Genomic DNA, 12,887 nt, shown 5'->3' on the forward strand with positions numbered 1-12,887 from the left:
TAGGATCGCTCCCTGTGACTGCCACCCTCGTCGCCAAGAACCTCGCCGCCGGTCATGGCGACCGTTCCCTGTTCAGTGGGCTCGATCTCGTCGTCGCGCCCGGAGATGTGATCGGCCTGGTCGGGGCCAATGGGGCGGGTAAGTCCACGTTGCTCCGGCTGCTTGCCGGGCTGGTCGCGCCGGAGGAGGGTGAGCTGCGGCTGTCGCCGCCCACGGCGACCGTCGGGCATCTTCCGCAGGAGCCGGAGCGACGGCCCGGCGAGACGGTGCGGGAGTTTCTGGCCCGGCGTACCGGCGTCGCCGAGGCGCAGCGGGTGATGGACGAGGCCACGCAGGCCCTCGTCGACGGGGCGCCGGGCGCGGACGACGCGTATGCGACGAGCCTGGAGCGCTGGCTGGGGCTGGGCGGCGCCGACCTCGACGAGCGGGCGGAGGAGGTCGCCGACTCGCTGGGCCTGGCTGTGGACCTGGACCAGCCGATGACGTCCCTTTCGGGCGGTCAGGCGGCCCGCGCGGGCCTCGCCTCCCTCCTCCTGTCCCGCTACGACGTCTTCCTCCTCGACGAGCCGACGAACGACCTCGACCTCGACGGCCTGGAGCGCCTGGAACGCTTCGTCGGCGGTCTGCGCGCCGGAACCGTCGTCGTCAGCCACGACCGCGAGTTCCTCACCCGCACGGTCACCAAGGTCCTCGAACTCGATCTCGCCCAGCGGCAGATCAACCTCTACGGCGGCGGCTACGAGGCCTACCTGGAGGAGCGCGAGGTGGCCCGCCGGCACGCCCGCGACGACTACGAGGAGTACGCCGACAAGAAGGCCGCTCTCCAGGACCGGGCCCAGATGCAGCGCTCCTGGATGGACAAGGGCGTCAAGAACGCCCGGCGCAAGGCGAGCAACGACAACGACAAGATCGGCCGCAAGTTCCGCAGCGAGGCCAGCGAGAAGCAGGCCGCGAAGGCCCGCCAGACCCAGCGCATGATCGAACGCCTGGAGGTCGTCGAGGAGCCCCGCAAGGAGTGGGAACTGCGCATGGAGATCGCGTCGGCACCCCGCTCGGGCGCCGTGGTCGCGACCCTGCGGGACGCCGAGGTACGACGCGGCGACTTCACCCTCGGCCCGGTGTCCCTGCAGATCGACTGGGCGGACCGCGTGGCGGTCACCGGCGCCAACGGCGCGGGCAAGTCGACGCTGCTCGGTGCTCTCCTGGGCCGCGTCCCGCTGACCGCGGGGCAGGCGGCGCTCGGCTCCGGCGTGCTGATCGGCGAGGTCGACCAGGCCCGCAAGCTGTTCCACGGCGAGGAGTCCCTGCTGGACGCCTTCTGCGCCGCCATCCCGGAGACGGAACCGGTGGAAGTCCGCACGCTCCTGGCCAAGTTCGGCCTGAAGAGGGACCACGTCCTGCGTTCGGCCGCCACCCTCTCCCCGGGCGAACGCACCCGCGCCGCCCTGGCCCTGCTCCAGGGCAGGGGCGTCAACCTCCTGGTCCTGGACGAGCCCACCAACCACCTCGACCTGCCGGCCATCGAGCAACTGGAATCGGCCCTGGACTCGTACGAGGGCACACTGCTCCTGGTCACCCACGACCGGCGCATGCTCGACGCGGTCCACGTCACCCGCCGCCTGGAAGTCGCCGACGGCAAGGTGACGGAACACTAGGGCGCATGCGTCAGGGCGCCTGTGTCAGGGTGTGTGCGTCAGCGCCGGTTGCGCAGCAGCGCGCAGACGAAGTTCTCCTGCACGACACGCATTTTCCGCAGCAGCTCGGGCTTCTCGGCCTGGTTGATCTGGGTGGTGGCCGAGAAGGTCAGTGACCGGCGGCCGTCCGGCGTGGCCGCGATCAGCTGGGTGTAGCCGAGGGTGTTGCCGGTGTGCCCCAGCACCACACCGCACCGGGTCGTGTACCGGAAGATGGCGAGCCCCGCGGCGTTGCGCCCCGGCCCGGCGGGCTCGGACGCCGCCCCGGGGATCCAGCGCCGCTGCTCCCGTACGACGTGGCGGCTGTACAACCGTCCCGCGGCGTAGCCGCGGATGAAGCGGGTCATGTCGGCGGGCGTGGAGACGATGCCGCCCGAGGCCCACACGGCGGACATGCTGAGGACTTCGCTGACGTCCTCCGGCGGCTCGGGCGGGCTCACGTCGTAGCCGTGCAGGTAGGGCCTGGGCATCCGGTAGCCCTGCGGCAGGCTGGTGTGGCGCAGGCCCAGCGGCCGGTACACCAGTTCCTCCAGCAGACGCTCGTACCGGATGCCGGTCGCGGCTTCGGCCATCAGGGCCACGGCGATGTTGTCGGAATTGGAGTACTGGTACCGGGAGCCGGGCCGGAACAGCAGAGGCCGGTCGGCGACGAAGTCGAGCAGCCGACGGGAGTCGAAACGCCGCCGGGGGTTGGCGCTGAGGGTCTCCACGAACTCCGGGGACCGCGAGAAGTCGGGGAGACCGCTGGTGTGGTTGAGCAGCTGGCGCAGTGTCACGGCGCCCCATGCCCTCGGCAGGCGCGGGAGCCGCTTGCGCAGAGTGTCGTCGAGGCGCAGACGGTGGCGGTCGACGAGGGACAGCGCCACCGCGCCGCTGAACGCCTTGGCCGTGCTGGCGATGCGCATGTGGTCGCCGGCCTCGGGTCTGCGGCCCGTGGCCAGGTCCGCGACGCCGGCCCGCACGACCCGGCTGCCCCTGCCGTCGCTGAGGACGGCGATGACACCCGGCGGGCCGCCCGGCGTGCGGACCAGGTCGGCGAGCTGCTGCTGAAGCACGCCGTACGTGTCCGGCCCGGGCCCCGGTGGTGCGGCGGCGCCCGCGGTGGCCGGGGCCATCAGGGTCAGGCAGGTCGCGATCAGGGTGGCGGTTCCCAGTCGGGGTCTCAGCGGCGAACGACGGCGGGGCGGGGTCGAGATCGGCATCGGCTCTCCCTGTGCGGCGGCGGACACGCTGGCGGTGCGTCCACCCTGTCCCGACCGGACCCGGACAGCCGCTCGTGCTACTGCACATGGCCCAACGGGCCGCGCCCTACGCTCGGCCGAACCGGGTCGCCAGCCCCGGGTAGTCGACGACGAAGCCGTCGTCGTCGAACTCGATGCCGCTGCGGAAGTCGCCGGAGACGAAGCGGATCCGGCCACGCCCCAGATGCGTGTACGTCTGCCGCGACGGCAGCACGGTCAGATCCGGGACCGACACCCACGCCATCAGGAACTCCCGTTCCCCGGGCGTCAGATGGAGCCCGTGCCGCAGCACCGGCATCGTGTTGGTGAGCGGGCACAGGCCGAGATCGCAGTCGAGGGCGCCGTCGACGTCGGGCAGACGCTCACCGTTCGCCGTCCACCGGCCCGCCCCGTCGTGCCGTAGATCCAGTGTGCGCACGCCGTCCGCGGACTCGGCGGTGACCTGCAGCCGGCGCGTCACGAAACCGTCGGCCGTGTCGAGGTCGTACGAGATCCAGTACGGCTCCGGCGTCCTCCCGACCGCTCGCCCATGCGCCCGCAGGGCGTCGCCGCCGAGTTCGGTCCAGGCGGTCTCGATGCCCCGGCTCTCCGACACTTCCCAGGTGATGACACGCGACATCGGCATGACCTCACCCTACGAGCGCCGAGGCCCGGACCCTCCGTGTCGTACCGGAGAGCCCGGGCCCGCGTGTCCTGGCAGCGCCTGCCTGCCCTGCGCGTCGGCTCAGCGCCTGCCCTGCTTCGGGTCGACCAGTCCCGCGCGGCGCAGTGCGTCGGCCATCGCGCTGTTGGCCGGAGGCGGCGCCTGGCGCGAGCCGCCGCCTCCACCGCCGCCGCGCCCCTGCCGCTGCTGCGGGGGCCGCCCGCCTCGCTGCCTGCGCTCGCCGCCGCCACCGCCCTGCTGTCCCTGCGGGGCAGCTTCGTCGTCCAGCCGCAGCGTGAGAGAGATCCGCTTGCGCGGGATGTCGACGTCGAGGACCTTCACCTTGACGATGTCACCGGGCTTCACCACGTCCCGCGGGTCCTTGACGAACGTCTTGGACATCGCGGAGACGTGCACCAGACCGTCCTGGTGAACACCGATGTCCACGAACGCCCCGAACGCCGCCACGTTCGTCACGACGCCCTCCAGGACCATCCCGGACGCCAGGTCGGAGAGCTTCTCGACACCCTCCTTGAAGGTGGCCGTCTTGAAGGCCGGACGCGGGTCGCGGCCGGGCTTCTCCAGCTCCTTGAGGATGTCGGTCACGGTCGGCAGACCGAACGTCTCGTCCACGAACTCCTGCGGCTTCAGCGAGCGCAGCACGCCCGTGTTGCCGATGAGCGAGGCCACCTCCTGGCCCGTGGTCTTCACCATCCGCCGGACGACCGGATACGCCTCGGGGTGCACGCTGGAGGCGTCCAGGGGGTCGTCGCCGCCGCGGATGCGCAGGAAGCCCGCGCACTGCTCGTACGCCTTCGGGCCGAGCCGCGCCACCTTCTTGAGCTGCGAGCGGGACGTGAACGGGCCGTTGGCGTCCCGGTGGGACACGATGTTCTCGGCGAGCCCGGAGGTGATGCCGGAGACGCGCGCGAGCAGGGGCGCGGAGGCGGTGTTGACGTCGACGCCGACGCCGTTCACACAGTCCTCCACCACCGCGTCCAGCGAGCGCGACAGCTTCACCTCGGACAGGTCGTGCTGGTACTGGCCGACACCGATCGACTTCGGGTCGATCTTCACCAGCTCGGCCAGCGGGTCCTGCAGCCGGCGGGCGATCGACACCGCGCCGCGCAGCGACACGTCCATGTCGGGCAGCTCCTGCGAGGCGAAGGCGGAGGCCGAGTACACGGAGGCACCGGCTTCGGACACCATCACCTTGGTGAGCTTCAACTCCGGGTGCTTGGTGATCAGTTCACCGGCGAGCTTGTCGGTCTCGCGGGACGCCGTGCCGTTGCCGATCGCGACCAGCTCGACCGCGTGCTCCTTCGCCAGCCGCGCCAGCTTGGCGATGGCCTCGTCCCACTTGTTGGCCGGGACGTGCGGGTAGATCACGTCGGTGGCCACCACCTTGCCGGTGGCGTCGACGACGGCGACCTTCACACCCGTACGGAAGCCCGGGTCCAGGCCCAGCGTCGCGCGCGTGCCGGCCGGGGCGGCGAGCAGCAGGTCACGCAGGTTCGCCGCGAAGACACCCACGGCCTCGTCCTCGGCGGCGGTCCGCAGACGCAGCCGTAGGTCGATGCCGAGATGGACCAGGATCCGCGTCCGCCAGGCCCAGCGGACCGTGTCCGTCAGCCACTTGTCGGCGGGGCGCCCACGGTCGGCGATCCCGAACTTGGCGGCGACGATCCCCTCGTACGACGAGGGCCCGTCGGTCGGCTCCTCCGGCTCCAGAACGAGATCGAGAACCTCTTCCTTCTCACCGCGGAGCATGGCGAGGATCCGGTGCGAGGGAAGCTCCGTGAACGGCTCCGCGAAGTCGAAGTAGTCGGCGAACTTCGCGCCCGCCTCCTCCTTGCCCTCCCGCACCTTGGCGGCCAGCCGCCCGCGCACCCACATACGCTCGCGCAGCTCGCCGATCAGGTCGGCGTCCTCCGAGAAGCGCTCGGTGAGGATCGCCCGGGCGCCGTCGAGGGCCGCCTGCGGGTCGGCGACGCCCTTGTCCGCGTCGACGAAGGCGGCGGCAGCGGCCAGCGGCTCGACGGCCGGGTCGCCGAGCAGCCCATCGGCGAGGGGCTCGAGACCCGCCTCCCGCGCGATCTGCGCCTTGGTCCTGCGCTTCGGCTTGTACGGCAGGTAGATGTCCTCGAGCCGCGCCTTGGTCTCGGCGCCGCGGATCTGAGCCTCCAACTCCTCGGTCAGCTTGCCCTGCTCGCGCACCGAGTCGAGGATCGCCGTCCGCCGCTCCTCGAGCTCCCGCAGATAGCGCAGCCGCTCCTCGATCGTGCGCAGCTGCGCGTCGTCGAGCATCTCGGTGGCTTCCTTGCGGTAGCGGGCGATGAAAGGCACCGTCGAACCGCCGTCCAGCAGCTCCACGGCAGCCTTCACCTGCCGCTCCCGTACGCCGAGCTCCGCGGCGATCCTGCCTTCGATGGACCCTACGAGGGGTGTCGTCACGATCCCGTCCCGCTTTCTCACTGAGGTTGCGCGGCAATTGTGGCAGGTGGCACCGACAACCGGGGCTCAGGGCGGCAACCCGGCCGGGTCGCGCGGGACGGAATCAGGCCCTGCGGCTGCGGGTACTCCCCGAGGCACCGCCGAAGAGCCGCGCGAGAGCCCGGAACGGCAAGGTCACAACGGTGGCGATAGCGCCGCCGATCTGCCGCAATACATCTGCGATTGCACGGAACACGTGGTTCCCCTTTCCTCTGTCGGTTACTGCTGACGTCGAGGCCCGGGTACCGCGGCTCGGGGAGAGCATGCGGGTTGAAGGTGGGCGTGGGTGCGGCGGGGGATGCATGCGGGTTGAGGGTGGGCGGGGGCGCGCCGTGGGATAGCTGTGGGAGGGGCGGGGTGGGGGTGCGCGTAGCGCCTACGGATCGGTGGCTGGGTCGCGACCCGCTGGCGGTCACTTCTCAGCGCCGGGCGGCATCTTTCAGCCCGTCCGGCGTTTGAGGGCGGGGCCCTTTCAGGGCCGGAGCGGGGGTCTGGGGGCGGCAGCCCCCAGGGACCGGGGTCGAAGGGGCAGAGCCCCTGGAGGATGGGACGGGTAGGGGCGGCGGGGGCGAGAACCGCCGACCGAGACGCCACACGCCGACGGCATGGCAGAAAAGGTGGGGAGCTCGTCATTGCCGCCATCCGAATCGCCCCGAAGAATCGGTGGCATGGCGCAGCGAACCGTTCTCTTCCTACTCTTCGACGACGTGCAGAGCCTCGATGTCACCGGGCCGTGGGAGGTCTTCGCGGGCGCAGAGAAGCACACGCCGGGCACCTACCGCATCCGTACGGCCTCTCTCGACGGCGGTCCCGTACGCACATCCGGCGGCCTGACCGTCGTACCGGACGAGCCCCTCGCCGACGCCCCCGACCCGCACACCCTCGTCGTCCCCGGCGGCCAGGGCACGCGCCACCCCGACCCCGGCCTCACCGACTGGCTGCGCGAGCACGGCCCCCGCGCCGACCGCCTGGTCTCCGTCTGTACCGGCGCCATCCTGCTCGCCGCGGCGGGCCTGCTCGACGGCCGCCGTGCCACGACCCACTGGGCCTACTGCGACAAGCTCGCCCGCGACAACCCGGCCGTCGAGGTCGACCCGGATCCCATCTACGTACGCGACGGACATGTCGCCACCTCCGCCGGGGTCACCTCGGGCATCGACCTCGCCCTCGCCCTGGTCGAGGAGGACCTGGGCCGGGACGTGGCCCTCGCGATAGCCCGCCACCTGGTCGTCTTCCTGCGCCGGCCCGGCAACCAGGCCCAGTTCAGCGCCCAGCTCGCCGCCCAGACCGCCCAGCGCGAGCCCCTCCGGGAGGTCCAGCGCTGGATCACCGAACACCCCGCCGCCGACCTGACGGTCGAGGCGCTCGCCGCCCGCGCCAGCCTCTCCCCGCGTCACTTCGCCCGCGCCTTCCAGACCGAGACCGGTATGACACCCGGTCGATACGTCGACCGGGTCCGCCTCGAACACGCGCGCCGCCTCCTGGAGGACACGAGCGACGGCGTCGAGGAGATCTCCCGCGCCAGCGGCTACGGCACCCCGGAGGCGATGCGCCGCGCCTTCGTCAGAACCCTCGGCGCGGCCCCCGCCGAGTACCGGCGCCGGTTCCGCCCGGCGCCCACCGCCCACTGACCACCCGCAACCGGACCGCCCACAACCGATCCACCCGTAACCGGACCACCTGCCACTGATCCACCCGCCACCGATCCGCCCGCAACCGGACCACCTGCCACTGATCCACCCGCACCCGATCCAAGGGGGAACCATGCAGTTCGCGATCGTCCTCTACGACCGCTTCACCGCCCTCGACGCCGTCGGACCGTACGAGACCCTCGGCCGGCTGCCGGACTCCGAGGTCGTCTTCGTCGCCGAGGAGACCGGCCCCGTCCGCGCCGACAGCGGGAACCTCTCGCTGATCGCCGACAGGACCCTCGCCGAGGTGCCGAGGCCCGACGTCCTGGTCGTCCCGGGTGGCCCCGGACAGACCCCGCAGATGGAGAACAATGTCCTCCTCGACTGGATCCGCGCCGCCGACGCCACCAGTACCTGGACGACGTCCGTGTGCACGGGCTCCCTGCTGCTCGCCGCCGCGGGGCTCCTCGAAGGGCGCCGCGCGACCTCGCACTGGCTCGCCCTGGACGAGCTGAGGAAGTTCGGCGTCGAGCCGACGGGGGAGCGGGTGGTGACCGACGGCAAGTACGTCACCGCGGCCGGCGTCTCCTCCGGCATCGACATGGGGCTCGCGCTGCTCGGCCGGATCGCGGGCGACTTCGTCGCTCAGGCCGTACAGCTGGGGATCGAGTACGACCCGCAGCCGCCCTACGACGCCGGAGCCCCGCAGAAGGCGCCCGCGGACGTCGTCGAGCTGATCCGGTCCATGAGCCGGTTCATCCTCGGCCAGGAACCGACCACGTGAACCGCGGCTGACGGCGCTCGAGGAACGCGGCGACTCCCTCCGCGGTGTCGCCGCTGCCGCGCGCCTGCTCGCTCCAGTACGCGTCCCGGTCCGTGCGGCCGTTCGCGAACTCCTTCGCCGCGGCCTGCGTCAGCTGTGAACGGGACACCAGGATCCGGGTGAACTCCACCACCCGCTTGCCGAGTTCGCCCTCCGGCAGCACCTCGTCCACCAGTCCCGTGCGCAGTGCCCGCTCCGCGTCGATCAACTCGCCCGAGTACAGCAGGTACTTGGTGGTGGCCGGCCCCACCAGTGACGCCAACCGCCGGGTGGAGGAGGCCGGATACACGATCCCGAGCTTCGCCGGCGTCACCCCGAACAGCGACCCCTCCTCGGCGAACCGCAGGTCACACGCCGCCGCCAGCTGCGACCCGCCGCCCACACAGTGCCCACGGACCGCCGCCACCGTCGGCTTGGGGAAGGAGGCCAGCGCCTCCTCGGCCGCCACGGCCAGTTCCTGTGCCTCCTGGGGCGACCCCTGGAGCGTGGAGATGTCGGCGCCCGCGCAGAACGTCCCGCCCTCACCGGTCAGCACCAGCGCGCGTACGGCCGGATCGGCGGCCAGCGTCTCGAGCAGCGGCGGCAGCGCCCGCCACATCGCGGCCGTCATCGCGTTGCGCTTGGCCGGATGGTGGATGACGACGGTGGCGACCGAGTCGGCGACGCTGTGAAGTACCTGGGGCTCCATGCGCGGGATGCTATCCGCCCACGTCGAACGGCCGATCAGGGAGTGCCGCCGGGCGCCGGGCACAGGGCGGGGATGCCCGCCAAACCCGTACAACCCGAATAGTTCGCCAAGTCGGCACGAGTGGGACAGGAGTGGTCCCACATCTGACGGTGTCATACGCCAACGATCAGAAACGCTCGATACCTGCTGACTTGTGTTCAGTTCTACGGCCCGGACCTGCGCGTTACCAACACTCGACATGTGGTGACAATCGAGCGCGAGGGTGGCGACCGGACGATGGAGAACCACGGGCGCGGGTCCGGCCCACGCCCAGCAGGCGGCGCGGACGAGCCCCTCGGTCAGCAGCCGCCGAATCCCCTGCCGTACGAGGGCGTGTGGCGGTTCACCGCTCCTGCCGTCGAAGCCTCGGTCCCGCAGGCCCGGCACGCCGTACGGGACCTGCTGTACCGCCAGGGCGTGCCGGCCTCGGACGACCTGGTTCAGGGAGTGTTGCTGATCGTTTCGGAGCTGGTCACGAACGCCGTCAGGCACGCGGCGCTGCTGTCGCCGATGCTCGCCGTGGAGGTCGCCGTCGGCGCCGAGTGGCTACGGGTGTCCGTGGAGGACAACCACCCGTACCGTCCGACAGCCCTGGAGGCTGACCACGGTCAGACAGGCGGCCGCGGTCTGCTCCTGGTGCGTGAGGTGACGCGGGAGGCGGGCGGCGTGTGCGACGTCGAACACACGGCGAGCGGCGGCAAGGTGATCTGGGCCGCCGTCCCGCTCAAACCCGTGCACGTGCCCTAGGGGTTGCCCGAGGGCGCGTCACCAGCCGGCCGACGGGCCTGTCAGTTCCCTGATCGCGGGGCGGGCGGCGTCGAGCACGGTCATGAACCAGGACGAGAAGGTGTCCTTCGCGTGCCGCTCCGCCAGCTCGGCGGAGGTCACGAAGGCCGTCGCGCCGACCTCCTCCGGGTCCGGCCGCAGCGGGGACTGCACCAGGCCGACGAAGAGGTGGTTGTACTCCTGCTCCACCAGGCCCGACTCCGGGTCCGGGTGGTTGTAGCGGACGGTGCCCGCCTCGGCGAGCAGCGACGGGGAGACGCCGAGCTCCTCGTGCGTGCGCCGGGCGGCGGCGGCGAAGGGCGCCTCGCCGGGGTAGGGGTGACCGCAGCAGGTGTTGGACCACACGCCGGGGGAGTGGTACTTGCCGAGCGCTCGCTGCTGGAGCAGCAGGCGGCCGTGCTCGTCGAAGAGGAACACGGAGAAGGCGCGGTGCAGCTGCCCGGGCGGCTGGTGGGCGGCGAGCTTCTCCGCGGTGCCGATCGTCACACCGTTCTCGTCGACCAGTTCCAGCAAAATCGCGTCTGCGGCGCCGTTCGACGGACTGTGCGTCGCGGTGGCAGGTGTGATCGGCATACCCATCCTTCACATCGGTCTTCGCGCCCCAAGTGTGCCGTACGAATCCGGCACTCCCGGCAGTTGATCGTGCCCGGCGCGGCGGGCACGGAACCGTCCGCGGGGGCGATGTGAGGGTGAGGACGCAACCGACCACCGGATCGCTGCATTCCGTCCGTACTGGCGTTTTGTCGGACCGTACGGTTGTTTCAGTGGCAGAGCCGGGCCTCGTGCTCGGCGTGCCCGCCCGGCTCCAGCTGGAAGGTGCAGTGCTCCACGTCGAAGTGGTGGCCCAGGCACCCCTGGAGCTCGTGCAGCATCTTCTCGTGGCCGATCGCGCTCAGGACGTCCGAGCGCACCACCACGTGCGCCGACAGCACCGGCATGCCGGACGTGATCGTCCAGGCGTGCAGGTCGTGGACGTCCTCGACACCGTCCAGGGCGAGTATGTGGGCCCGCACCTCCGCGATGTCGACATCCTTGGGGGCGGACTCCAGCAGCACGTCCAGCGTCTCGCGCAGCAGCTTGAAGGTGCGCGGCACGATCATCAGGCCGATGACCAGCGAGGCGATCGGGTCGGCGGTCTGCCAGCCGGTGGCCAGGATCACCGCCGCCGAGATCAGCACCGCGAGCGAGCCCAGCGCGTCCGCGGCCACCTCCAGGAAGGCGCCGCGCACGTTCAGGCTCTCCTTCTGGCCCCGCATCAGCAGGCTCAGCGAGATCATGTTGGCGACCAGGCCGATCGCACCGAACACGATCATGAGGCCGCCCTCGGTGTCCGCGGGCGTGAGGAACCGCCCGATCGCCTCGTACAGCACGTAGCCGCCGACGACGAGCAGGAGCAGGCAGTTGGCGAGGGCGGCGAGGATCTCCGCGCGGGCATAGCCGAAGGTGCGCCTGTCGCTAGGCGGACGGCCGGCGAAGTGGATGGCGAGCAGCGCCATGCCCAGGCCCAGCGCGTCCGTGGCCATGTGCGCCGCGTCCGCGATCAGGGCGAGCGAGTCGGCGACCAGACCACCGACGATCTCGACCACCATGACGCCGAGCGTGATCGACAGCGCCACGCGCAGTCTCCCGCGGTAGGCGGCCGCCGCCGTACCGGTCGTGGGCGCATGCGAGTGCGTGTGCCCGTGATCGTGCCCAGCCCCCATGAAAAGCCGCCCTTCTGCGGTCCGTAGACGATCGGAATGTCGGTCCGGGAGCACAGTGAACTACGGGTGGGGGGTATCGGGCAACGCGGCAGTGAACACCGTTGTCATGTGCCCTGACCTGCGGAAACGATCCGCAGGTCAGGGCTGTGCGCATGATCAGCCGCCGTGGTGCAGCCGCCACCCCTGCCATGCCGACTCGACCATCTCGGGTACCCCGCGCCGAGCCGTCCAGCCGAGCTCCTCGGCGGCCAGCGCGGCCGAGGCGACCGCGCGCGGGGCGTCCCCGGGGCGCCGCGCCTCGACGACGGCGGGACGCCGGTCGCCGGTGACCTCGCCGATGACCGTGATCAGCTCGCGGACGGAGACGCCCTCGCCGCGACCGATGTTGACCGTCAGATCACCGCTCGAGTCCGCCGCGGTCAGGCGCCGCGCCGCCGCCAGGTGCGCCTCGGCGAGGTCCGCGACATGGATGTAGTCGCGGATACAGGTGCCGTCCGGCGTCGGATAGTCGTCGCCGAAGATCCGCGGGGCCTCGTCGCGGGTGAGCCGGTCGAAGACCATCGGGACGATGTTGAAGACGCCCGTGTCGGCCAGCTCGGGCGCCGCCGCCCCGGCGACGTTGAAATACCGCAGACAGACGGTGGAGATTCCGTGCGCCTGCCCCGCCGCCCGCACCAGCCACTCCCCGGCGAGCTTGGTCTCGCCATAAGGGTTCACCGGCGCGCACGCGGTGTCCTCCGTGATGAGGTCCACATCCGGGTTGCCGTAGACGGCGGCGGACGACGAGAACAGGAAGCGCTTGATCCCGGCCTCCGCGACCGCCTCCAGGAGCGTGGCCAGACCACCCACGTTCTCCCGGTAGTAGCGCGTCGGCTGTGCCACGGACTCGCCGACCTGCTTGCGCGCGGCGAGGTGCACCACACCCGTCACCGCGTGCTCGGCCAGCACCCGCTTCAGCAGGCCACCGTCCAGCGACGAGCCCTCGACGAGCGGGACGTCCGCCGGGAGCCGCGCGGGCACGCCGGCCGAGAGGTCGTCCAGTACGAGGACCCGCTCCCCGGCGTCGGTCATGGCCCGCGCCACATGTGCCCCGATGTAGCCGGCTCCGCCTGTGATCAGCCATGTCATGGTCGCCCACCCTATGCC

The 12,887-nt window shown here is 71.4% G+C and carries 12 protein-coding genes; 4 read left to right on the plus strand and 8 right to left on the minus strand.

Annotated elements, in window-relative coordinates; genetic code table 11:
- The first annotated feature begins 14 nt into the window (after positions 1 to 14).
- Positions 15 to 1,655 (plus strand): ABC-F family ATP-binding cassette domain-containing protein, encoded by a 1,641-nt coding sequence (locus ACZ7L6_RS02495; protein WP_471920084.1) that lies wholly within the window; start codon positions 15 to 17, stop codon positions 1,653 to 1,655.
- Between the two features lie 38 nt (positions 1,656 to 1,693).
- Here ACZ7L6_RS02495 and ACZ7L6_RS02500 read toward each other — a convergent pair whose 3' ends face one another.
- From ACZ7L6_RS02500 to ACZ7L6_RS02515, 4 genes are all read right to left on the minus strand, one after another.
- A complete protein-coding gene (locus tag ACZ7L6_RS02500) occupies positions 1,694 to 2,896 on the minus strand; it encodes a serine hydrolase domain-containing protein (RefSeq protein ID WP_471920085.1) in 1,203 nt (400 codons plus the stop codon).
- A 106-nt stretch (positions 2,897 to 3,002) separates the two neighbouring features.
- A complete protein-coding gene (locus tag ACZ7L6_RS02505) occupies positions 3,003 to 3,560 on the minus strand; it encodes a putative glycolipid-binding domain-containing protein (RefSeq protein ID WP_471920086.1) in 558 nt (185 codons plus the stop codon).
- A gap of 99 nt (positions 3,561 to 3,659) precedes the next feature.
- The gene (locus tag ACZ7L6_RS02510) at positions 3,660 to 6,032 is read right to left on the minus strand and encodes a Tex family protein (RefSeq protein WP_471920087.1); all 2,373 of its coding nucleotides are present in this window, start codon (positions 6,030 to 6,032) and stop codon (positions 3,660 to 3,662) included.
- A gap of 103 nt (positions 6,033 to 6,135) precedes the next feature.
- The gene (locus ACZ7L6_RS02515) at positions 6,136 to 6,267 is read right to left on the minus strand and encodes an LPFR motif small protein (protein WP_252100555.1); all 132 of its coding nucleotides are present in this window, start codon (positions 6,265 to 6,267) and stop codon (positions 6,136 to 6,138) included.
- Positions 6,268 to 6,739: 472 nt separating this feature from the next.
- On the opposite strand from ACZ7L6_RS02515, the gene ACZ7L6_RS02520 reads away from it, so the two are divergent.
- Positions 6,740 to 7,702, plus strand: coding sequence for a GlxA family transcriptional regulator (locus ACZ7L6_RS02520; protein ID WP_471920088.1), 963 nt, complete (start codon positions 6,740 to 6,742; stop codon positions 7,700 to 7,702).
- Between the two features lie 133 nt (positions 7,703 to 7,835).
- On the plus strand, positions 7,836 to 8,486 hold the full coding sequence (locus tag ACZ7L6_RS02525; protein WP_471920089.1) for a DJ-1/PfpI family protein: 651 nt from the start codon (positions 7,836 to 7,838) through the stop codon (positions 8,484 to 8,486).
- Here the strand turns inward: ACZ7L6_RS02525 and ACZ7L6_RS02530 are convergent.
- On the minus strand, positions 8,458 to 9,213 hold the full coding sequence (locus ACZ7L6_RS02530) for an enoyl-CoA hydratase/isomerase family protein (protein ID WP_471920090.1): 756 nt from the start codon (positions 9,211 to 9,213) through the stop codon (positions 8,458 to 8,460). The genes ACZ7L6_RS02525 and ACZ7L6_RS02530 overlap by 29 nt on opposite strands.
- 276 nt (positions 9,214 to 9,489) lie before the next feature.
- On the opposite strand from ACZ7L6_RS02530, the gene ACZ7L6_RS02535 reads away from it, so the two are divergent.
- A complete protein-coding gene (locus ACZ7L6_RS02535; protein WP_471920595.1) occupies positions 9,490 to 9,999 on the plus strand; it encodes an ATP-binding protein in 510 nt (169 codons plus the stop codon).
- 18 nt (positions 10,000 to 10,017) lie between these two features.
- On the opposite strand, the gene idi is transcribed toward ACZ7L6_RS02535, so the two are convergent.
- The 3 genes from idi to galE form a co-directional block, all read right to left on the minus strand.
- Positions 10,018 to 10,611, minus strand: coding sequence for an isopentenyl-diphosphate Delta-isomerase (gene idi, locus ACZ7L6_RS02540; protein WP_471920091.1), 594 nt, complete (start codon positions 10,609 to 10,611; stop codon positions 10,018 to 10,020).
- A gap of 188 nt (positions 10,612 to 10,799) precedes the next feature.
- Positions 10,800 to 11,741, minus strand: a complete 942-nt coding sequence (locus ACZ7L6_RS02545; RefSeq protein ID WP_471920092.1) for a cation diffusion facilitator family transporter — start codon at positions 11,739 to 11,741, stop codon at positions 10,800 to 10,802.
- Between the two features lie 156 nt (positions 11,742 to 11,897).
- Positions 11,898 to 12,869 carry a UDP-glucose 4-epimerase GalE gene (gene galE, locus ACZ7L6_RS02550; protein ID WP_471920093.1) on the minus strand — a complete coding sequence of 324 codons (972 nt, stop codon included), beginning with the start codon at positions 12,867 to 12,869 and terminating at the stop codon, positions 11,898 to 11,900.
- Between the last annotated feature and the right edge of the window lie 18 nt (positions 12,870 to 12,887).

The sequence above is a fragment of the Streptomyces sp. NPDC107522 genome, from assembly GCF_055657525.1.

What these genes read in the sequence shown, in the direction of transcription:
- ACZ7L6_RS02500 (WP_471920085.1), bottom strand. Translation starts at nt 2,896, where the DNA reads ATGCCGATCTCGACCCCGCCCCGCCGTCGTTCGCCGCTGAGACCCCGA.
- ACZ7L6_RS02505 (WP_471920086.1), bottom strand. Translation starts at nt 3,560, where the DNA reads ATGCCGATGTCGCGTGTCATCACCTGGGAAGTGTCGGAGAGCCGGGGC.
- ACZ7L6_RS02520 (WP_471920088.1), top strand. Translation starts at nt 6,740, where the DNA reads ATGGCGCAGCGAACCGTTCTCTTCCTACTCTTCGACGACGTGCAGAGC.
- ACZ7L6_RS02525 (WP_471920089.1), top strand. Translation starts at nt 7,836, where the DNA reads ATGCAGTTCGCGATCGTCCTCTACGACCGCTTCACCGCCCTCGACGCC.
- ACZ7L6_RS02530 (WP_471920090.1), bottom strand. Translation starts at nt 9,213, where the DNA reads ATGGAGCCCCAGGTACTTCACAGCGTCGCCGACTCGGTCGCCACCGTC.
- ACZ7L6_RS02535 (WP_471920595.1), top strand. Translation starts at nt 9,490, where the DNA reads ATGGAGAACCACGGGCGCGGGTCCGGCCCACGCCCAGCAGGCGGCGCG.
- idi (WP_471920091.1), bottom strand. Translation starts at nt 10,611, where the DNA reads ATGCCGATCACACCTGCCACCGCGACGCACAGTCCGTCGAACGGCGCC.
- ACZ7L6_RS02545 (WP_471920092.1), bottom strand. Translation starts at nt 11,741, where the DNA reads ATGGGGGCTGGGCACGATCACGGGCACACGCACTCGCATGCGCCCACG.
- galE (WP_471920093.1), bottom strand. Translation starts at nt 12,869, where the DNA reads ATGACATGGCTGATCACAGGCGGAGCCGGCTACATCGGGGCACATGTG.